The organism is Pseudomonas palmensis (assembly GCF_017848315.1).
In the GTDB taxonomy this organism is placed as follows: domain Bacteria; phylum Pseudomonadota; class Gammaproteobacteria; order Pseudomonadales; family Pseudomonadaceae; genus Aquipseudomonas; species Aquipseudomonas palmensis.
The window spans coordinates 79,473-100,700 of record NZ_JAFKEC010000003.1; the positions used below are offsets into that span (position 1 = coordinate 79,473).

A 21,228-nucleotide genomic window follows, 5' to 3' on the forward strand; every position below is an offset into this window, starting at 1 on the left:
ACATTCCGCTATGTCGATCCTGCAGGCGATCAGAATTTTTCTTTTTTACCTGCTGCTGGGTACCAGCTCGTTGCTGTGGTGCACCCTGAGCTTCTTTATCGCGCCGTTCCTTTCGTTCCGCGCCCGTTACCGCTTCATCAATGTGTACTGGTGCCGTTTTGCGCTGGTGCTGGTGCGTGTTTTCTTGAACATTCGGGTGAACGTCACCGGGGCCGAGAACATTCCGGCGCAACCCTGCGTGATCCTCTCCAATCACCAGAGCACCTGGGAGACGTTTTTCCTCTCCGCCTATTTCCAGCCCTTGAGCCAGGTGCTCAAGCGCGAACTGCTGTACGTGCCGTTCTTCGGCTGGGCCATGGCCATGCTGCGGCCCATCGCCATCGACCGCGACAACCCCAAGGCTGCGCTCAAGCAGGTGGCCACCGAAGGCGACAAGCTGCTCAAGGACGGTGTGTGGGTGCTGATCTTCCCGGAGGGTACCCGCGTGCCGTTCGGCAAGATCGGCAAGTTCTCCCGTGGCGGTACCGCGCTGGCGGTTAATGCCAACCTGCCGGTGCTGCCGATCGCGCACAACGCCGGCAAGTACTGGCCCAAGGAAGGCTGGGGAAAGCGCGCCGGCACCATCGAGGTGGTGATCGGCGAGCCTATGTATGCCGAAGGCACCGGGCCACGCGCCATCGCAGCGCTCAACGACCGTGCGGCGGCATGGAACGAGCAGACCCAGCGCGACCTCGGTTCGCTGCCGGCGCACGCCCCCGACGACGCCCAGCCGGTGACCTGACCGTTCTGTGGATAACGTGTGTACAGTATTTGGATTTCTTTCAGAAAAATTCGCTAACCTTATGATTTAACTGCTTATTTCTCTGTATGACTGTTTTGCGAAAATCGTGCATAAGTTTTTTCGCGCGATAAAAAAACCGGCTTTTAGGCCGGTTTTTTTGTGGATTACTTAAGGCCCTTTCACACCTTGTCCAGGTCCACCTTGTTGGTCTCCTTCAGGCAGAAGATCCCCACCACCAGGCTCACCCCGGTAATCAGCACCGGGTACCACAGCCCGTAGAAGATATCCCCGGTATACACCACCAGCGCGAACGATACCGTCGGCAGGAAGCCGCCGAACCAGCCATTGCCGATGTGATACGGCAGCGACATCGAGGTGTAGCGGATGCGCGTGGGGAACAGCTCCACCATCACCGCCGCCAGCGGACCATAGGTCATGGTCGCGATCAGGATCATCACCACGATCAGCAGCACCACCATCGGCTGGTTCACGTTGGCCGGGTCTGCCTTGGCCGGGTAGCCAGCCTTTTCGATGGCCGCACGCATGGCCGCTTCGTCGAAGCCGTCGATACGCTGCTCGCCGATGGTCACCACCACCTCGGTACCGGCAGGCACCGATTGCGAGCTGTACGGCAGGCCCTGCTTGACCAGGAAGGTCTTGACCTTGTCGCAGGTGCTGTCGAAACGTGCCTTGCCCACCGGGTCGAACTGGAAGGTGCAGCCCTGCGGGTCGGCCATCACCACGATCGGCGCCTGGCGGCTGGCCGCGTCGATCTGCGGGTTGGCGTAGTGGCTCAGGCCCTTGAACAGCGGGAAGTACAGCACGGTGGCCAGCAGCAGGCCGAGCATCAGGATCGGCTTGCGCCCGATCCGGTCCGACAGCCAGCCGAAGAACACGAAGAACGGCGCGCCGATCACCACGCTGATGATCAGCAGGGTATTGGCCTGGGCCGGGTCCATCTTGAGCATCTGGGTCATGAAGAACAGCACGTAGAACTGCGCGGTGTAGAAGGTCACCGCCTGGCCGGCGTTGATGCTGAACAGTGCGGTGAGCACGATCTTGAGGTTGGCCCACGAGCCGAACGACTCACGAATCGGCGACTTGCTGGTCTTGCCCTGGGCCTTCATTTTCACGAAGGCCGGCGACTCGTGCATGCTCATGCGGATCCAGGTGGAGATACCCAGCAGCACGATCGACAGCAAAAACGGCAGGCGCCAGCCCCATACCTCGAACTGGTCGCCCGTGAGGTAACGGCTGCCCAGCACCACCAGCAGCGAAAGCAGCAGGCCGAGGGTAGCGGTGGACTGGATGAACCCGGTGTGAAAGCCGCGCTTGCCGGGCGGCGCGTGCTCGGCCACATAGGTGGCCGCGCCGCCGTATTCGCCGCCCAGGGCCAAGCCCTGGAGCATGCGCAGCACCACCAGGATGATCGGCGCGGCAATGCCGATGCTGGCGTAGTTGGGCAGCAGGCCCACCGCAAAGGTCGACAGGCCCATCAGCACGATGGTGACCAGGAAGGTGTATTTGCGCCCGATCATGTCGCCCAGGCGCCCGAACACCAGAGCGCCGAAGGGCCGTACCAGGAACCCTGCAGAGAACGCCATCAGCGCGAAGATGAACGCCGTGGTGTCGTTGACCCCGGCGAAAAACTGCTTGCTGATGACGACCGCCAGCGCCCCATAGAGAAAAAAGTCATACCACTCGAAAACCGTCCCGAGGGATGACGCGAAAATGATCTTGCGTTCTTCGCGGCGGCTGTTGCCCGCTGCTGCAGCGCCCTGCTGTTGAAGAGTGTCCGACATCGTGCTGTCCTCGGCCCTTGCGGGCACAGTGATTCTTGTTGTTGTTCCACTGTCGTCGCCGGCCGACTGCTGCCGACGTCACTGCACGCCGCCCTCAGGGCGTCGCTAACGCGGTCTTGCCACTGCTGTTGCTGGCTGCGGGTGCGGCCTGGAGAATCAGTTGCGCGGCCTTCTCGCCGATCATCAGGGTGGGTGAACAGGTATTGCCAGAGGTGATCTGCGGCATGATCGAGGCATCGGCGATGCGCAACCCCGCCACGCCATGCACGCGCAGTTGCGCGTCCACCACATCCAGCGGGCCGTTGCCCATGCGGCAGGTACCTACCGGGTGGAAAATGGTGGTGCCGATCTGCCCGGCAGCCTGCTGCAACTGCTCCTCGGTATCGAGTGCTGCGCCTGGCAGGTATTCGACCGGTGCAAAAGCGGCGAGGGCAGGGGCCTGCACGATCTGTCGGGTAAGGCGGATGGCCTGGGCGGCGACGCGCAGGTCTTCAGGCTCGCTGAGGTAGTAGGGGTCGATGACCGGTGCATCGCCCGGGTTGGCCGAGCGGATATCCACACGCCCGCGGCTGAGCGGGCGCAGGTTGCACACCGAGGCGGTAAATGCGGCAAAGCGGTGCAGCGGCTCGCCGAAGCGGTCCAGCGACAGGGGCTGCACGTGGTACTGCAGGTTGGGCGTGGGCTGCTCGGGGTGCGAGCGCACGAACGCCCCCAGCTGGCTCGGCGCCATGGCCAACGGGCCGCTGCGGTCATACAGATAGCGCAGGCCCATGCCCAGCTTGCCCCAGTGGGTGTTGGCCACCTGGTTGAGGGTGCGCACGTTGCTGACCTTGTAGATCAGGCGCAGTTGCAGGTGATCCTGCAGGTTGCCGCCCACGCCGGGCAATTCGTGCAATACCGGGATGCCTAGGCGTTCCAGCAATGGCCGCGGGCCGATGCCGGAGCGTTGAAGAATGCCCGGCGAACCCACCGCCCCGGCACACAGGATGATTTCGCGGCGGGCCTGGTAACGCTGTTCGCTGCCCTGCCAGCGCGCCTGAACGGCCGACGCGCGACCATTGTCGAGCAGCACCTTGTCCACCTCGACCCCGGTCAGCACCGTCAGGTTGGGGCGGTGGCGCACGGGGCGCAGGAATGCCTTGGCCGCATTCCAGCGCACGCCGCTGCGCTGGTTGACCTGAAAGTATCCACAGCCCTGGTTATCCCCACCGTTGAAGTCGTCGATGCTGGCGATGCCGCTCTGGGCTGCCGCCTCGCGAAACGCATCGAGGATCGCCCACGAATAGCGCTGGCGTTCGACCCGCCATTCGCCAGCGTTGCCGTGCAGCTCGCTGGCGCCGCCAAAATGGTTTTCGCTGGCCTTGAACAGTGGCAGCACGTCATTCCAGGCCCACCCGGGATTGCCCTGTTCGGCCCAGTGATCGTAGTCGCGGGCCTGACCGCGCATGTAGATCATGCCGTTGATCGAGGAACACCCGCCCAGCACCTTGCCCCGTGGGTAGCCCAGGCTGCGCCCGTCGAGCCCCGGTTGCGCTTCGGTCTTGAAGCACCAGTCGGTACGCGGGTTGCCAATGCAATAGAGGTAGCCCACCGGAATGTGGATCCAGGGGTAGTTGTCGCGACCGCCGGCTTCGAGCAGCAGCACGCGGCAGCCAGGGTCGGCAGACAGCCGATTGGCCAGTAGACAGCCGGCAGGGCCGGCACCGACTACCACGTAGTCGTAGGAATGATCGGCTGGTGCCATGAAGACCTCGCGCCTGATTTTTATTCTTGTCCAGGCCAGTGTTATTGATTATTTTCGAGTTGAACACGTTAGATTTCACGCAACGGCTGTGCGTTTTAGAACAACGCAAGTGAACCTCTGATTCACAAGGAAAAGCATGTTCGACTGGAATGACCTGCGGTTTTTTCTCGAGTTGCAGCGTAGCGGCCGCCTGCTGACCGCCGCCAAGCGCCTCAACACCACCCATAGCACCGTGGCCCGGCATATCGAGAGCATCGAGAGCAGCCTGGGCACGGCACTGTTCGTGCAGCACGCCCAGGGCTATGAACTGACCCCGGCCGGGCAGGCCCTGCTCAAGCACGCCGAAGCCATGGAGAACGTCGCCTTGCTGGCGCAGGAGGAGATCACCCAGGCCATCACGCCGCTGGGCAAGATTCGCCTGGGGGTGACCGAGGGCATCGGCATCATGTTCTTCACCCCGCGCATGGGCAGTTTGTTCGAACGCTACCCGGGGCTGGAGGTGGAGCTGGTTGCAGTGCCGCGCTTTGTCAGCATCATCAACCGCGAGGCAGAGATCAGCATTCACCTGGAACGCCCGCATGCCGACCTGTTGATCACGCGAAAACTCACCGATTACCGCCTGGCGCTGTATGCCAGCCCCGAGTACCTGGCCAGGGCTGCGCCGCTCAACAGCCGCGAAGACCTGGCCCGGCACAGCTGGATCGGCTACGTGGACGACCTGCTGTTCAGCCAGCAGTTGCTGTTTCTCAACAGCTTCTGCCGCGCACCGAACGTGGTGTTTCGCAGCACCAGCGTGATCGCCCAGCAGCATGCGGCGCGTGCCGGGCTGGGCATCGCGGTACTGCCCAACTACATGGCCCGCCACGACCCGCACCTGGTGCGCGTGCTGCCCAGCGAAACCATCCAGCGCAGCTACTGGATCAGCACCCGGCGCGAACTGCACAAGTCGGTGCGCCTGCGCGTAGTGTGGGACTACCTGCTGGCGCTGTGCGCCGACGAGCAGGGCGAACTGCTCGCCGAGTGAGCGGCGTTCAGCGCGCCAGGGTGTTGACCGCCAGCAACAGTGCAGCCGCTATCCCCACCAGCGCAAAGCCCTGTTGCAGACGCGGCCCGGCCAGGCGGTGGGCGAACTGGCGCGCAACCACCAGGCCCGCCACCGCACCGCCGGCAAACGGCACGCCGACACCCCAGTGCATTACCCCGCTGAGGCTGGCGCTCAACACGCTGCCCAGCGACACCAGAGCGATCACCGCCAGCGACGTGGCGACGATGCTTTTCATCTCAAGGTTGGTGTAGCGCCCCAGGGCAGGCACGATCACAAACCCGCCACCGACCCCGAGCAGGCCGGACAGCAGGCCGCTGAGCAAGCCGGTGAAGGCCAACGCGCGGGCGCAGGGCAGGGTCCAGCGCAAGCGCCCCTGCAACGGGTTGAGCACACAGGGCTGCAGGGCACGATCCGCACAGGGCGGCTCGCCCCGCAGCTCGCGCCGGGCCTTGCGCAGCATGCGTGCGCAGGCATACACCAGCACCACGCTGAACCCCAGCGCCAGCGGTGCATTGGGCAGGCGATGCGCCAGCAGCAGGCCGAAGGGGGTGGCGCACATGCCGATCAGCGCGACGAACAGCGCGGCCCGGTAGCGCACCAGCCCCTGACGCAGCCCCAGCACCGCACCCACACCTGCCGCCAGGCCCACCGCCAGCAGGCCGACCGGGGCCGCCTCGACCATGCTCAGGCCCAGGCCGAACACCAGCAGCGGCACCGCAAGTATGCCGCCACCGGCGCCCGTCAGGGCCAGGATGATGCCAATGAGGGCGCCCAGACCGGCGCCGACCAGTTCATGCTCTGTCACTGGCGCGCCTCACGCAGTCGCGCTACTGGCTTGGCCAGCCATTCGCGCCCCTTGAGCATGCAGCGCCAGTACAGCGGCGGCAGTATCCGCGCCTTGAGCAGCCAGGCCAGGCGCGTGGGCCTGCGCCCGTCGAGCAACCAGCGCGGAAAGCTCGGTGCCAGCTTGCCGCCGTAGGTGAACTCGGCCAGCACGATCTTGCCGCGCTCCACCGTCAGCGGGCACGACCCGTAGCCGTCGTACTCGGCCAGACGCGACAGGCGCCCCAGTGCCACCAGCACGTTGTTGGCCACCACCGGCGCCTGCTTGCGGGCAGCGGCGGCCGTCTTGGCATTGCTGGTGTTGATCACATCGCCCAGGCCATGGATGTTGCCGTAGCGCGCATGGCGCAGGGTGGCCGGGTCGACCTCGAGCCAACCGGCCTCATCGGCCAGCGGGCTGTTGCGGATGAAGTCCGGCGAAACCTGCGGCGGTACCACATGCAGCATGTCGAATGCCTGCACCACGGTTTCGCTGCTGCCGTCGGGCAGGGTGCGCAGAAAGGTCGCGCGCTTGCCCGGCCCGTCCACCGCCACCAGCCGGTGTGAATAGTTGAGGTCCACGCCGTAACGGTCGATGTATTCCATCAGCGCCGGCACATAGTCGGCGACACCGAACAGCACGTTGCCGGCGTTGAAGAACTGCGCCTGGATCGCCCCCAGGCGACCGCTGCGCAGCCAGTGGTCGCACGACAGGTACAGGGCTTTTTGTGGGGCACCGGCGCACTTGATCGGCATCGGTGGCTGGGTGAACACGGCGCGGCCTTCCTTCAGGCCCTGCACCAGTTGCCAGGTGTAGGGTGCCAGGTCGTAGCGGTAATTGGAGGTCACGCCGTTCTGGCCGAGGGTCTCGACCAGGCCGTCGATGGCGTCCCAGGCCAACCGCAGCCCGGGGCATACCACCAGCTGTTCGTAACTCACCAGGCGCCCGTCATCCAGGCTGACGGTCTGCGCCTGCGGGTCGAACTGTTGCACGGCGGCCTTGATCCACCTGACCGCCGCCGGCACGGTCGAGGCCAGGGTGCGGGCGGTGGACGCTGCACGGAACACGCCCGCGCCGACCATGGTCCAGCCAGGTTGATAGTAGTGAACGTCGGCGGGGTCGATGATCGCGATATCCAGGGAGGCATCACGCGCCAGCAGGCTGGAGGCGGTGGCGATTCCGGCGGCACCGGCGCCGACGATCAGCACCTTGTGGTGGCTGACCTCGCGGGCAGCGGCAGAGGAGGGGGCAGGCATGGCAGTACGTCCTTTAATAATAATTCTGGTGCAGCAGGTTCAGAGCTTGTTGAGCGGGATCTTCAGGTAGCGCACACCGTTGTCTTCTGGCTCGGGCAACTGGCCGCTGCGCATGTTCACCTGCACCGAGGGCAGGATCAGTTGCGGCATGTCGAGGGTGGCATCACGGGCTTCGCGCATGGCCACGAAGCAGTCCTCGCTGATGCCGTCGCGAATGTGAATGTTGCTGGCGCGCTGTTCGCCCACAGTGGTCATGTAGCGCAACGCACGGCCTCCGGGCAGGTAGTCGTGGCACATGAACAGGCGGGTGGCATCCGGCAGGGCCAGGATGCGCTGGATCGAGCGGTACAGGGTGCGCGCATCGGCCCCGGGGAAGTCGCAGCGGGCCGTGCCGTAATCCGGCATGAACAAGGTGTCGCCGACGAACGCGACGCACTCGTCACCCGCCTGTACCAGGTAGGTCATGCAGGCCGGGGTATGCCCCGGGGTGTGCAAGGCGCGCAGCTTGAGCGTGCCAAGGGCGAGCTCGCCGTTGTCGTCCAGCAGCACATCGAACTGGCTGCCATCACGGGCAAAGCCGGGTTCGGCATTGAACAGCGTGCCGAACACCTTCTGCACCTGGGTGATGCGGCTGCCGATGGCCACCTGGCCTCCCAGCGCCTGCTTGAGATAGGCGGCAGCAGAGAGGTGGTCGGCGTGCACATGGGTCTCGAGTATCCACTGCACCTGACCACCCAGCTCGCGTACCCGTGCGATCAGCTTGTCGGCCGAGGCGGTATCGGTACGCCCGGCCTTCGGGTCATAGTCCAGCACGCTGTCGATCAGGGCGCAGTGCGCGCTGGCCTGGTCCATGACCAGGTAGCTGATGGTCGAGGTCGCGCTGTCGAACAGCGCTTCTACATACAGGTTACCGCCGATGATCATTACCGCTCTCCAGAGAAATCCGCTGATGCCTGCCGGCCAGCCGTGCAGGCATTCGACCAACAGTCATCAAGATATGTGCCAGCGCAGATTCACGCCTGCCCCCGGCCAGCACGCCCGATTTACCTGAGTCTGGACCCTCTGGCCGAAACTGCCTGCCACGGTTCTGGCAGCTGGTTGGCAGAGGCTGGCAGTTTTTGGCAGTGAGCGAGGCGTTCGGTTAAGCTGCGGGCCTGCCTTGCCCCTGGTGCCGTCATGCCCATGAACCCCGACACACCCGCCAGCCCCGCCCTGCAGGCGCTGGTGTCCTACCTCGAACACGAACCTCAGCCGAGCATCGTGCTCGACCTGCAGTACAACATTCTTGCCGCCAACACCGCGTACCTGCATCAATTCGGGGTGGTGGGCGCCGCGCCGATCGGCCAGAAGTGCCACCACGTCTCGCACCACTACGCGGTGCCGTGCGACCAGGCGGGCGAGCACTGCCCGATGCGCAAGGCCAGGCACAGCCGCACCCCCGAGCGGGTGCTGCATGTGCATCACACCCCGCGCGGGCCGGAGCATGTGGACGTGGAGTTGCGCCCGATCCTGGACGAGCAGGGTGAAGTGATCGCCTTTGTCGAACGCCTGACCAGCATCGCCGTGGCGTCGGCACAGCCGCAGCAGTTCGGCCTGGTAGGGCGTTCGGCGGCCTTCCAGGAGGCCCTTGCCGGTGTCCAGCGGGCCGCGCCGGCGCAGATACCGGTGCTGCTGCAAGGGGAGTCCGGCACCGGCAAGGAGCTGTTCGCCCGCGCCCTGCATGCCAGCAGCCCGCGTGCCAGCGGTCCGTTGGTGGTGGTGGACTGCACGGGGCTGACCGAGACGTTGCTGGAGAGCGAGCTGTTCGGCTACGAGAAGGGCGCATTCACCGGTGCCAACCAGCGCAAGATCGGCCTGGCCGAAGCCGCCCATGGCGGCACCCTGTTTCTCGACGAGATCGGTGAGGTGCCGCTCGCGATGCAGGTCAAGCTGCTGCGTCTGATCGAGTCGGGCAGCTTTCGCCCGGTGGGCAGCCTGCGCACGGTGCATTCGGATTTCCGCCTGATCTCGGCCACCCACAAGCCCCTCAAGGAAATGGCCACCGCCGGCAGCTTTCGCGAAGACCTCTACTACCGTATCAACGGCTTCCCGATCCGCCTGCCTTCACTGCGCGAGCGCTTCGAAGACCTGCCCCTGCTGATCGAGACCCTGCTGCAGCGCCTGGCCGGGTCCGCTGCGCCGCGGGTCGACGAGGAGGCCATGACCTTGCTGGGGCTGTACCGCTACCCCGGCAACATCCGCGAGCTGCGCAACATTCTGGAGCGGGCGAGGTTGTTCAGCGACGACGGCATCATCCGCGCCGAGCACCTGCCCACGGAGCTGAGAGCCGACTCGCCCGCCAGTGCCCCACGCCGCTCGAATACCCGATTGCGCGACATAGCCCAGGCGCTGGACAGCTTCGAAGGATCGCGCAGCGAGCTTGCCCGCCACCTGGGGCTGAGCGAGCGCACCCTGTATCGGCGCCTGCGCGAGCTGGGTGTTTCTTGAGTGCTCACGCCTAGGGCGCAGCAGCACCTAGGCAGGAAAACAAAAAGGCCAACCCCTGAGGGTTGGCCTTTCGAGGGCGTTGTCACTGTGGATAACCGCCCGCTTTCAGAGGTACTGAAACCGGTCAGAAGTCCAGGTTGGATACCGCCAGGGCGTTGCTTTCGATGAACTCGCGGCGCGGTTCCACGGCGTCGCCCATCAGGGTGTTGAAGATCTGATCGGCAGCGATCGCGTCTTCGATGGTCACCTTGAGCATGCGGCGCACAGTCGGGTCCATGGTGGTTTCCCACAGCTGGTCCGGGTTCATCTCGCCCAGCCCTTTGTAGCGCTGGATAGTGTGACGCTTGGTACTTTCGGCCATCAGCCAGTCCAGGGCTTCCTTGAACTCGGTGATGGCTTTCTTGCGTTCGCCACGCTGCACGTAAGCACCTTCACCCAGCAGGGTGGCAAGCTGGGCGCCCAGCGCAGTCACGGTGCGGTAGTCGTTGCTGCCGAAGAAGTCGCGGTTGAAGGTCACGTAGCTGGCCAGGCCGTGGGAAGTGATTTCCACTTCTGGCAGCCACACGTTGCGCTCGCGGTCTTCACGCAGGCTGGCCTTGTACAGCAAGCCCGACTTCTCGGTATTGCGCAGGCGCTCATCGAACCTGGCGAGCCAGTTCTGCATGTGCGCGTGGTCGGACAGCTGCTCCACCGAGATGGCCGGCAGGTACACGAAGTGCTCGGTGAGCTCTTGCGGGTACAGGCGCGACAGACGCTTGAGGGTCTTCATCACGGTACGGAATTCGTTGACCAGACGCTCCAGCTCGACACCGGAAACCGGTGGCGCGGACTCGTCCAGGTGCAGGCTGGCATCTTCGAGGGCCGACTGGGTCATGTACTCTTCCATGGCCTCGTCGTCCTTGATGTACTGCTCCTGCTTGCCCTTCTTGACCTTGTACAGCGGCGGCTGCGCGATGTAGATGTAGCCGCGCTCGACCAGCTCCGGCAACTGACGGAAGAAGAAGGTCAGCAGCAGGGTACGGATGTGCGAACCGTCGACGTCAGCATCGGTCATGATGATGATGTTGTGATAGCGCAGCTTCTCGATGTTGTACTCTTCGCGGCCGATGCCACAGCCCAGTGCGGTGATCAGCGTGCCCACTTCCTGGGACGAAATCATCTTGTCGAAACGTGCTTTCTCGACGTTGAGGATCTTGCCCTTGAGCGGCAGGATAGCCTGGGTCTTGCGGTTGCGACCTTGCTTGGCCGAGCCGCCTGCGGAGTCACCCTCCACCAGGTACAGTTCGGAGAGGGCAGGGTCTTTCTCCTGGCAGTCGGCAAGCTTGCCCGGCAGCCCGGCAATGTCCAGCGCGCCCTTGCGACGGGTCATTTCACGCGCTTTACGGGCCGCTTCACGGGCGCGCGCAGCGTCGATCATCTTGCCGACCACAGCCTTGGCTTCGTTCGGGTTTTCCAGCAGGAAGTCGGAGAAGTACTTGCCCATCTCCTGTTCCACCGCAGTTTTGACTTCGGACGAAACCAGCTTGTCCTTGGTCTGCGAGCTGAACTTGGGATCAGGCACCTTCACCGAGATGATTGCGGTCAGGCCTTCACGGGCATCATCACCGGTGGTCGCGACCTTGTTCTTCTTGGCCAGACCTTCCTGCTCGATGTAGTTGTTCAGGTTACGCGTCAGCGCCGAACGGAAACCCACCAGGTGAGTACCGCCGTCGCGCTGCGGAATGTTGTTGGTGAAGCACAACAGGTTCTCGTTGAAGCTGTCGTTCCACTGCAGGGCGATTTCCACACCCACACCATCCTCGCGCTGAACGCTGAAGTGGAACACTTCGTTCACCGGAGTCTTGTTGGTGTTCAGGTATTCGACGAATGCGCGCAGGCCACCTTCGTACTTGAATTCCTCTTCCTTACCCGAGCGTTCGTCCTTCAACAGGATGCCTACGCCAGAGTTGAGGAACGACAGTTCACGAATCCGCTTGGCCAGGATGTCCCAGCTGAAGTGGATGTTCTTGAAGGTTTCGGACGATGGCTTGAAGTGGATCTGGGTGCCGGTGGTTTCGCTGTCGCCGACAACCTTCATCGGAGCCTGCGGTACACCGTGAACGTAGGTCTGCTCCCAGATCTTGCCGCTGCGGCGAACGGTGAGGATCAACTCTTCGGAAAGCGCGTTCACCACCGAGACGCCCACACCGTGCAGGCCGCCGGATACCTTGTAGGAGTTGTCGTCGAACTTACCGCCGGCGTGCAGTACGGTCATGATGACCTCTGCGGCGGAAACCCCTTCTTCCTTGTGTACATCGACCGGGATGCCGCGGCCGTTGTCGCGAACGGTGATGGACTCATCCGGGTGGATGATTACGGTAATGTCGTCACAGTGGCCGGCGAGGGCTTCGTCGATCGAGTTATCGACCACCTCGAACACCATGTGGTGCAGGCCGCTACCATCATCGGTGTCGCCAATGTACATACCGGGACGCTTGCGTACGGCATCCAACCCTTTGAGCACTTTAATGCTGGAGGAGTCGTACGTTTGATTTTCGCTCATGCCTTCACTCCCGATGGTCGTGGGTCTGGGTGATACGGCCTTGTTCCACGTGGAACAAGGCAACTGGCGTATCCGTCTGCCAGCCTTCCCTCAATAATTCGTGGTCTACACAGGTGATAAACACCTGGCAGCGTAAGTCTTCCAGCAAGCGGCAAAGTGCACGACGGTGCTGCTCGTCCAATTCGGACGGCAGGTCATCCACCAGATAAATACATTGGCCGCGGCGTGCCTGGTTGACCAGATGCCCCTGGGCGATACGCAGTGCGCACACCACCAGTTTCTGCTGGCCGCGAGACAGGATATCGGCCGCGTTGTTGGCGCCTAACCTGAGCCGCAGATCCGCACGTTGCGGACCTGCCTGTGTGTGGCCCATCTGCTGATCCCGATGGAGCGAGCCAGCCAGGACCTCACTGAGGTCTCTGTCCTTGTCCCACCCTCGGTAGTAACTCAGGGTCAGCCCCTCGAGCTCCAGCAATTCGCTCAAGGTTTGTTCGAAGACGGGTTTCAGCGCTTTGATGTAATTACGGCGGTACTCGTCGATTTCCGCACTGGCCAGGCATAACTCCCGGTCCCAGGCTGCTTGCGAAACAGCGTCAAGTGTACCATGCCGCAACCATGAGTTCCGCTGCCGCAGGGCCTTCTGCAGGCGCTGCCAGGTGGACATGAAGCGAGGTTCCACGTGGAACACACCCCAATCCAGGAATTGCCGGCGAATCTTGGGCGCACCTTCGAGCAGGCGAAAACTGTCCGGGTTGATCAGTTGCAGCGGCAGTATCTCTGCCAGTTGGGCGGCACTGCGGGCGTTCTGCCCGTCGATGCGAATGGTGAAATCCCCTTGCCGTTCCCGCGATATGCCCAGGTTGCTGGAACCACCTTCATTCAGTTCGACCTGGCCGAATACCGTACACGCCAGTTCTTCATACTGGATGACCGGTGTAAGGCGAGTGCTGCGAAATGAACGGGCCAGGCCGAGCAAATGGATGGCTTCCAGCACGCTGGTTTTGCCGCTGCCGTTGGCGCCATACAGGATGTTGATGCGGGGGGAGGGGGAGAAGGTCACCGGGTGCAGGTTGCGCACCGCGGTGACTGAAACGCGACTGAGGGACATCTAGCGAGTGCTGGACAAATTACAGGCGCATCGGCATGACGACGTATGCAGAATCGTCATTGTCCGCCTCTTGCAGCAGGGCGCTGCTGTTGGAATCAGACAGGATCAGACGAACCTGTTCGGTGGTCATCACGCCCAGCACGTCGAGCAGGTAGCTCACGTTGAAACCGATTTCCAGCGAACCGCCGTTGTAGTCGACGCCGATCTCTTCTTCGGCTTCTTCCTGCTCAGGGTTGTTGGCCTGAATCTTCAGTTGGCCAGCCGCCAGTTGCAGACGAATGCCGCGGTACTTTTCGTTGGACAGAATCGCGGTACGGCTGAACGCTTCGCGAAGTGCCTGGCGATCACCCAGTACCAGTTTGTCGCCGCCCTTTGGCAATACGCGCTCGTAGTCCGGGAACTTGCCATCCACCAGCTTGGAGGTGAAGGTGAATTCGCCAGTAGTGGCGCGAATGTGTTGCTGACCCAGCACGATGGCAACGGTGCCTTCCGGATCAGTGAGCAGGCGCGCCAGCTCAAGGATACCCTTGCGAGGCACGATCACCTGGTGGCGATCAGCCTGACCGATATCGGCCTGCATCGAGCACATGGCCAGACGGTGACCATCGGTGGCGACCGCGCGCAGAGTGCCGGTGGAGACTTCCAGCAGCATGCCGTTCAGGTAGTAGCGCACGTCCTGGACGGCCATTGCGAAGCTGGTGCGCTCGATCAGGCGGCGCAGACGGCTCTGCTCCAGGGTGCAGGTCAGCGAACCCGGGCCTTCCTCGACGGTGGGGAAATCGTTGGCTGGCAGGGTCGACAAGGTGAAACGGCTGCGGCCGGCCTTGATGATGACCTTCTGCTCGTCGACCTTGATGCTGATCTCCGCTTCGCTCGGCAGGCTCTTGCAGATATCCATCAGCTTGCGTGCAGGTACGGTGATCTCGCCAGGCTCGGCAGGGTGTTCCAGTTGCACACGGCCAACCAGCTCCACTTCCAGGTCAGTACCTGTAAGCGACAGTTGCTGGCCTTGGACCACCAGCAGCACGTTGGACAATACCGGCAAGGTCTGGCGGCGCTCGACGACGCCTGCGACCAGTTGCAGGGGTTTCAACAGGGCTTCGCGTTGAATGGTGAAATGCATGGTCTAGTCCCTTGCCTTAAAAAAAAGCCGCGCTGACGTTCATCACGTCGTCAGGGTCCGCAGCAGGTTCTTATAGTCCTCGCGGATATCCGCGTCGGATTCCTTGAGTTCGTTGATCTTGCGGCACGCGTGCAACACCGTGGTGTGATCGCGGCCGCCGAAGACGTCGCCGATTTCCGGCAGGCTGTGGTTGGTCAGTTCCTTGGACAGGGCCATGGCCACCTGACGCGGCCTGGCCACCGAACGCGAACGCCGCTTGGACAGCAGATCGGAAATCTTGATCTTGTAGTACTCGGCCACTGTGCGCTGAATGTTATCCACACTCACCAGCTTGTCCTGCAGTGCCAGCAGATCCTTGAGCGACTCGCGAATCAACTCGATGGTGATATCGCGGCCCATGAAGTGCGAGTGGGCAATGACCCGCTTCAGCGCGCCTTCCAGTTCCCGCACGTTGGAGCGGATGCGCTGGGCAATGAAGAACGCAGCGTCATGTGGCAGGTCGACCTTGGCCTGGTCGGCCTTCTTCATCAGGATCGCAACGCGGGTCTCGAGCTCCGGCGGCTCTACGGCAACGGTCAGGCCCCAGCCAAAGCGGGACTTGAGGCGCTCCTCGAGGCCTTCGATTTCCTTGGGGTAGCGGTCGCTGGTGAGAATCACCTGCTGGCCACCTTCGAGCAGGGCGTTGAAGGTGTGGAAAAACTCCTCCTGCGAACGCTCCTTGCGGGCAAAGAATTGAATGTCGTCGATCAGAAGCGCATCGACCGAGCGGTAGAAGCGCTTGAACTCGTTGATGGCATTGAGCTGCAACGCCTTGACCATGTCGGCGACGAAGCGCTCCGAGTGCAGGTACACCACCTTGGCATTCGGATTCTTCTTGAGCAGGTGGTTACCCACAGCGTGCATCAAGTGAGTCTTACCCAGGCCCACCCCGCCATAGAGGAACAACGGGTTGTAGCCATGCTTGGGGTTGTCGGCGACCTGCCAGGCTGCCGCGCGGGCCAGCTGGTTGGACTTGCCCTCGACGAAATTCTCGAAGGTGAAGGTGCGGTTCAGGTAGCTGGTGTGTTTGAGCGCACCCTCTACCTGCACAGTACGTTGTTCGGTACGGCTGCTGGGTGGAGCCACCACGGCAGTGTTCTCGCCCATCGAGTCGAAGCTGTCGCGCGAAGGTGCATCTTCGACCTGGGGCGCTGCCGGCACAGGTGCTGGCGCTGCCGGGGCTGCCACGGCGGCGACCTGGGCAGCCTGCTGGGCCTGGGAAGCGGCGACCGAGGCGGCGAGCGGTGCGTTGGGCGCAGCACGGGGTGCCGAACTGCGTCGGCTGCCTATTAATAAGGAAAGCGCAGGGGCGATGCCGTTGCCGTGTTCGCCCAGCAGTTCGAGCAAGCGACCCAGGTACTTTTCATTGACCCAATCGAGTACGAACCGGTTAGGCGCATAGACGCGCAACTCGTCGCCTTCGGCTTCGACCTGTAGCGGACGGATCCAGGTGTTGAATTGCTGGGCAGGCAGTTCGTCGCGCAGAAGGTCCACGCACTGCTGCCAAAGTTCCACTGACACGGATATCCCCTGAGTTGAACGCCGGTGAGGCAAAAACAAGCGGCCATTGTACCGACCACCAGCGCAGTTATCCACATGCAGGTGTGTCGAGGGTGGCGATAAATCAGCAGGTTAGTGGCAAAAACGTCACTTTACCGCTGTGAATAAGCCCTGTGGATAACCATGCCTGAGCACTTTGCACAACTGGGGGTTGAAATCGGTGGATAACTGCGCTGTGGATAAAAGACCTTTTAATCCACAGCTTTTGCGCCTGCACAGCACAGCCAGAGCACCGCTTCCCGACAGGGTTTCTTTTCTCTGTACAGTACGTAGAACAAGGCCTGTAGCGTTCTATCCACAGAAAACAGCTGCCTAAGTTCTATAAGATTTACAAAAAAGCTTTAAATACCTTCTCTTCTTTTTTCTATGTTTAAGCGTCCGGCAAGGCTGTGTCCCTGTCATCCGGGGCACAGGCCTGTGGACGAGCATGCGAAGGCGCCCGGTTTTTTATCCATAAGGAAAAGCTGGTTGGAAATTGACCTATGGCGCTGCTTTCTCTAGAATCGCCGGTCTCTTAAAACGGGGGCCATTCCGGCCCGTTGTCGACGAACCAGGTAACACGCCATGAAACGTACTTTCCAACCAAGCACCATCAAGCGCGCCCGCACTCACGGTTTCCGTGCCCGTATGGCTACCAAGAACGGCCGTGCCGTACTGTCCCGCCGTCGTGCCAAAGGCCGTAAGCGTCTGGCAGTTTGATTTTTCGGCACAGGTGGTGAGTCAGGACTTCAGTCGGGAAAAACGTCTTCTGACACCCCGACACTTCAAAGCGGTCTTTGACTCTCCATCCGGCAAGGTGCCAGGCAAGAGTCTCTTGCTCCTTGCCCGCGAGAACGGCCTGGATCATCCCCGCCTGGGGCTCGTGATCGGGAAAAAGAGCGTCAAGCTCTCCGTTCAACGCAACCGCTTGAAGCGTTTGATGCGCGATTCGTTTCGTCTCCACCAGCATTTGCTGGCCGGTTGGGACATCGTGATCGTCGCGCGCAAAGGCCTGGGCGACGTAGAAAACCCAGAATTGCACCAACATTTTGGCAAGCTCTGGAAGCGCCTTGCACGCAGTCGGCCCGCTCCAGTGGTTAACAGCGAATCTGCAGGGGTAGACCGTCCAGATGCGTAAACTGGTACTCGTTCCGATCCAGTTTTACCGTTACGCCATTAGCCCTCTGATGGCCAGCCACTGTCGTTTCTATCCGACCTGTTCCACCTATGCGATTGAAGCCATCGAAACACATGGCGCATTGCGCGGTGGATGGTTGACCGCTCGTCGTCTCGGGCGTTGTCATCCGTGGAATGCCGGCGGTTATGACCCGGTTCCGCCTGCTCCCACTTCCCGTACTTCTTCTTCGATAGCCGAGTAATCATGGATATTAAACGCACGATCCTGATCGCCGCCCTGGCAATCGTGTCCTATGTCATGGTCCTCAAGTGGAACCAGGACTACGGCCAGGCTGCCCTGCCGACTCAGAATACTGCTGCCAGCACCGTCGCGCCGGGCTTGCCCGATACCCCGACCGTTGGCACATCCGGCGCCAGCGCCGATGTTCCGAGCGCCACTGCTGAAACCACCCCTGCAGAAATTGCACCGGTTGCCGTCAGCACAGACCTGATTAGGGTCAAGACCGATGTCCTCGACCTGGCTATCAACCCCAACGGCGGTGATATCGCGCAGCTGACCCTGCCGAAATATCCACGTCGCCAGGACCATCCGGAAATTCCGTTCCAGCTGTTCGATAACGGCGGCGAGCGCGTTTACCTGGCCCAGAGCGGCCTGACCGGTGCCAACGGCCCCGATGCACGTGCCGCTGGTCGCCCGCTGTATTCCGCCGAGCAGAAAAGTTATCAACTGGCCGATGGCCAGAACCAACTGGTCGTCGACCTCAAGTTCAGCGACGCGGGTGTGAACTACATCAAGCGTTTCACCCTGAACCGTGGTGAATATGACCTGAAAGTCACTCACCTGATCGACAACCAGAGCGGCAAGCCGTGGACAGGCAACCTGTTTGCACAGCTCAAGCGCGATGCCAGCTCCGATCCGTCGTCGAGCACCGCCACCGGTACCGCCACCTATCTGGGCGCCGCCCTGTGGACAAGTGCCGAGCCGTACAAGAAAGTGTCGATGAAGGACATCGACAAAGGAAGTTTGAAAGAAAATGTTACCGGCGGCTGGGTTGCCTGGTTGCAGCACTACTTCGTGACCGCCTGGATTCCCAACAAGTCGGACAACAACGTTGTTCAGACACGCAAGGACAGCCAGGGCAACTACATCATCGGGTTCACCGGTCCGGAGCTGAACGTGGCTGCCGGCGCCCAGGGCGAAACCAGCACGCTGCTGTACGCCGGTCCCAAGAGCCAGGAAAAACTCAAGGCGCTGTCCCCGGGCCTGGAGCTGACCGTCGACTACGGCATCCTGTGGTTCATTGCCCAGCCGATCTTCTGGCTGCTGCAACATATCCATGAGCTGCTCGGCAACTGGGGCTGGTCGATCATCGTCCTGACCATGCTGATCAAGCTGCTGTTCTTCCCGCTGTCCGCTGCCAGCTACAAGTCGATGGCGCGCATGCGTGCCGTGGCACCTAAACTGGCCGCGCTGAAAGAACAACATGGCGATGACCGGCAGAAGATGTCGCAGGCCATGATGGAGCTGTACAAGAAAGAGAAGATCAACCCGCTGGGCGGCTGCCTGCCGATCCTGGTGCAGATGCCAGTCTTCCTTTCGCTCTACTGGGTATTGCTGGAAAGCGTTGAAATGCGCCAGGCCCCGTGGATGTTCTGGATTACCGACCTGTCGATCAAGGATCCGTTCTTCATCCTGCCGATCATCATGGGCGCGACCATGTTCATCCAGCAGCGCCTGAACCCGACGCCGCCGGATCCGATGCAGGCCAAGGTGATGAAGCTGATGCCGATCATCTTCACCTTCTTCTTCCTGTGGTTCCCGGCAGGTCTGGTGCTGTACTGGGTTGTGAACAACTGCCTGTCGATCGCACAGCAGTGGTACATCACCCGCAAGATCGAAGCGGCGAGCAACAAAGCCACCGCTTGACGGGTTAGCCAGCTAACCTGTGGATAAAACGCCCCCTCGTGGGGCGTTTTGCTATCTGTCGTTTTTGTCTGAGGCCTTCGCTGATGAATGCTCGTCGTGAAACCATCACTGCAATTGCCACTGCCCAGGGTCGTGGCGGTGTAGGAATCGTGCGTATTTCCGGACCGCTGGCCGGCAAGGCCGGGTTGGCCATCACCGGCCGTGAGCTCACCCCGCGGTATGCCCATTACGGTCCGTTCAAGGGCGACGATGGCCTGGTGCTGGATGAAGGCATTGCCCTGTATTTTCCCGGGCCCAACTCCTTTACCGGTGAAGATGTGCTGGAACTGCAGGGCCACGGCGGCCCGGTTGTGCTCGACATGCTGCTGCAGCGCTGCGTGGAACTGGGTTGCCGCCTGGCGCGCCCGGGCGAATTCAGCGAGCGCGCCTTTCTCAACGACAAGCTCGACCTGGCGCAGGCCGAAGCCATCGCCGACCTGATCGAGGCCAGTTCTGCACAGGCGGCGCGTAATGCGCTGCGCTCGTTGCAGGGCGAATTCTCCCGCCGTGTGGATAACCTCACCGAAAAACTGATCAGCCTGCGTATCTACGTCGAGGCGGCAATCGACTTTCCCGAAGAGGAAATCGATTTTCTTGCCGATGGCCACGTCCTGCGCATGCTCGAGGAGGTGCGCGAAAGTTTATCCACAGTGCAGCGCGAGGCGGGGCAGGGTGCGCTGTTGCGCGACGGCATGACGGTGGTGATCGCCGGGCGGCCGAATGCCGGCAAGTCCAGCCTGCTCAACGCACTGGCCGGGCGCGAGGCGGCCATCGTGACGGACATCGCCGGTACTACCCGGGATGTGCTGCGCGAACATATCCACATCGACGGCATGCCGTTGCACGTGGTGGACACCGCCGGCCTGCGCGATACCGAAGACCATGTGGAAAAGATTGGGGTGGAACGTGCCCTCAAGGCCATTGGCGAGGCCGATCGGGTGCTATTGGTGGTGGATGCCACGGCACCTGAAGCCGATGATCCGTTCGCATTGTGGCCTGAATTCCTTGAACAGCGCCCCGACCCGGCCAAGGTCACGCTGATTCGCAACAAGGCCGACCTCAGTGGCGACCCCGTGGGCCTGCAGTTGTCCGACGATGGCCACGTCACCATCACCCTCAGTGCCAAGGGCGCCGACCAGGGCCTGGAACTGCTGCGCGATCACCTCAAGGCCTGCATGGGCTACGAACAGACCGCCGAAAGCGGCTTCAGTGCCCGCCGTCGCCACCTGGACGCCCTGCGCCAGGCCAGTTCGCACCTGGACCACGGTCATGCGCAATTGACCCTGGCGGGCGCTGGAGAGCTGCTGGCCGAAGACCTGCGCCAGGCCCAGCAGTCCCTGGGCGAAATTACCGGCGCCTTCAGCTCCGATGACCTGCTGGGGCGCATCTTCTCCAGCTTCTGCATCGGCAAGTAGTCCGTTTATCCACAACGGGGCCGATCCAGGGCCTCGTTGTCGGCTGTCATCCCCTCGGTTTTTTATCCCCTGTCGAGAATTCCGGAACGCTCCGGGGCTTTCGCGTGCCTGTCTTACTCACAAACCGCAGAATAAGCCCTGTGGAAAACCCCGCCTCAGCTCGGTTGATAACCCGGCCTCAAGGCTGGAGATAACTCCCCCTGTTGATAAGTGGGTGTTTCATCCACAGGCTTAAGGCGCTTATCCAGACCCCTCATGGCCACTAGACCACAGCCTTTTGAACCTCTGTACATAAGGTGGAATAAGGGCTGTAGAGGTTTATCCACAGAAAGCTGCCTCACTAAGAATAAACATAAAAACAAAGCTTTAATAAATTTCTCTCTCTTTATTTCTATTGTCAGCCACTCATCCACAGGCTGGT

At 61.9% G+C, this 21,228-nt stretch carries 17 protein-coding genes; 8 read left to right on the forward strand and 9 right to left on the reverse strand.

Features of this window, described 5'->3' with window-relative positions:
- The first annotated feature begins 10 nt into the window (after positions 1-10).
- Positions 11-781: a lysophospholipid acyltransferase family protein gene (locus JZZ72_RS02885; RefSeq protein WP_043862239.1), complete on the forward strand. Its 771-nt coding sequence runs from the start codon at positions 11-13 to the stop codon at positions 779-781.
- A 179-nt stretch (positions 782-960) separates the two neighbouring features.
- Here the strand turns inward: JZZ72_RS02885 and JZZ72_RS02890 are convergent, their stop codons facing one another.
- Positions 961-2,583 (reverse strand): MFS transporter, encoded by a 1,623-nt coding sequence (locus JZZ72_RS02890; RefSeq protein WP_043862238.1) that lies wholly within the window; start codon positions 2,581-2,583, stop codon positions 961-963.
- Between the two features lie 94 nt (positions 2,584-2,677).
- Positions 2,678-4,327 (reverse strand): GMC family oxidoreductase, encoded by a 1,650-nt coding sequence (locus tag JZZ72_RS02895; protein ID WP_210014025.1) that lies wholly within the window; start codon positions 4,325-4,327, stop codon positions 2,678-2,680.
- A gap of 136 nt (positions 4,328-4,463) precedes the next feature.
- Here JZZ72_RS02895 and JZZ72_RS02900 point away from each other — a divergent pair, with 136 nt between their 5' ends.
- Positions 4,464-5,351: a LysR family transcriptional regulator gene (locus JZZ72_RS02900; protein WP_054916053.1), complete on the forward strand. Its 888-nt coding sequence runs from the start codon at positions 4,464-4,466 to the stop codon at positions 5,349-5,351.
- Positions 5,352-5,358: 7 nt separating this feature from the next.
- Here the strand turns inward: JZZ72_RS02900 and JZZ72_RS02905 are convergent, their stop codons facing one another.
- Genes JZZ72_RS02905 through JZZ72_RS02915 form a run of 3 tightly spaced genes read right to left on the reverse strand, consistent with a single transcriptional unit; the run spans position 5,359 to position 8,375 of the window.
- On the reverse strand, positions 5,359-6,177 hold the full coding sequence (locus JZZ72_RS02905) for a sulfite exporter TauE/SafE family protein (protein WP_043862235.1): 819 nt from the start codon (positions 6,175-6,177) through the stop codon (positions 5,359-5,361).
- Positions 6,174-7,451 (reverse strand): NAD(P)/FAD-dependent oxidoreductase, encoded by a 1,278-nt coding sequence (locus tag JZZ72_RS02910; protein ID WP_043862234.1) that lies wholly within the window; start codon positions 7,449-7,451, stop codon positions 6,174-6,176. The genes JZZ72_RS02905 and JZZ72_RS02910 overlap by 4 nt, the downstream gene beginning before the upstream one ends.
- Before the next feature lie 39 nt (positions 7,452-7,490).
- Positions 7,491-8,375: an MBL fold metallo-hydrolase gene (locus JZZ72_RS02915; RefSeq protein ID WP_043862233.1), complete on the reverse strand. Its 885-nt coding sequence runs from the start codon at positions 8,373-8,375 to the stop codon at positions 7,491-7,493.
- 252 nt (positions 8,376-8,627) lie between these two features.
- Here JZZ72_RS02915 and JZZ72_RS02920 point away from each other — a divergent pair, with 252 nt between their 5' ends.
- On the forward strand, positions 8,628-9,938 hold the full coding sequence (locus tag JZZ72_RS02920) for a sigma-54 interaction domain-containing protein (RefSeq protein WP_210014026.1): 1,311 nt from the start codon (positions 8,628-8,630) through the stop codon (positions 9,936-9,938).
- Between the two features lie 124 nt (positions 9,939-10,062).
- Here the strand turns inward: JZZ72_RS02920 and gyrB are convergent, their stop codons facing one another.
- The 4 genes from gyrB to dnaA are packed head-to-tail and all read right to left on the reverse strand — an operon-like array spanning position 10,063 to position 16,271.
- A complete protein-coding gene (gene gyrB / locus JZZ72_RS02925; protein WP_210014027.1) occupies positions 10,063-12,480 on the reverse strand; it encodes a DNA topoisomerase (ATP-hydrolyzing) subunit B in 2,418 nt (805 codons plus the stop codon).
- A gap of 4 nt (positions 12,481-12,484) precedes the next feature.
- Positions 12,485-13,588 (reverse strand): DNA replication/repair protein RecF, encoded by a 1,104-nt coding sequence (gene recF, locus JZZ72_RS02930; protein ID WP_058541976.1) that lies wholly within the window; start codon positions 13,586-13,588, stop codon positions 12,485-12,487.
- A 19-nt stretch (positions 13,589-13,607) separates the two neighbouring features.
- Entirely contained in the window at positions 13,608-14,711 is a 1,104-nt protein-coding gene (gene dnaN / locus JZZ72_RS02935) for a DNA polymerase III subunit beta (protein ID WP_043860677.1), read from the reverse strand.
- Between the two features lie 42 nt (positions 14,712-14,753).
- Positions 14,754-16,271 (reverse strand): chromosomal replication initiator protein DnaA, encoded by a 1,518-nt coding sequence (gene dnaA / locus JZZ72_RS02940; RefSeq protein WP_058541975.1) that lies wholly within the window; start codon positions 16,269-16,271, stop codon positions 14,754-14,756.
- A gap of 603 nt (positions 16,272-16,874) precedes the next feature.
- On the opposite strand from dnaA, the gene rpmH reads away from it, so the two are divergent.
- The 5 genes from rpmH to mnmE all read left to right on the forward strand — a co-directional run bounded on the left by rpmH (position 16,875) and on the right by mnmE (position 20,807).
- Positions 16,875-17,009, forward strand: a complete 135-nt coding sequence (gene rpmH, locus JZZ72_RS02945; protein ID WP_002551315.1) for a 50S ribosomal protein L34 — start codon at positions 16,875-16,877, stop codon at positions 17,007-17,009.
- Positions 17,010-17,022: 13 nt separating this feature from the next.
- Positions 17,023-17,427 (forward strand): ribonuclease P protein component, encoded by a 405-nt coding sequence (rnpA, locus tag JZZ72_RS02950; protein WP_196933215.1) that lies wholly within the window; start codon positions 17,023-17,025, stop codon positions 17,425-17,427.
- On the forward strand, positions 17,420-17,668 hold the full coding sequence (gene yidD, locus JZZ72_RS02955) for a membrane protein insertion efficiency factor YidD (protein ID WP_078481305.1): 249 nt from the start codon (positions 17,420-17,422) through the stop codon (positions 17,666-17,668). The genes rnpA and yidD overlap by 8 nt, the downstream gene beginning before the upstream one ends.
- Before the next feature lie 2 nt (positions 17,669-17,670).
- Positions 17,671-19,353, forward strand: a complete 1,683-nt coding sequence (yidC, locus tag JZZ72_RS02960; protein WP_043860674.1) for a membrane protein insertase YidC — start codon at positions 17,671-17,673, stop codon at positions 19,351-19,353.
- 83 nt (positions 19,354-19,436) lie between these two features.
- Positions 19,437-20,807 carry a tRNA uridine-5-carboxymethylaminomethyl(34) synthesis GTPase MnmE gene (gene mnmE / locus JZZ72_RS02965; protein WP_058541973.1) on the forward strand — a complete coding sequence of 457 codons (1,371 nt, stop codon included), beginning with the start codon at positions 19,437-19,439 and terminating at the stop codon, positions 20,805-20,807.
- Positions 20,808-21,228 lie beyond the last annotated feature (421 nt).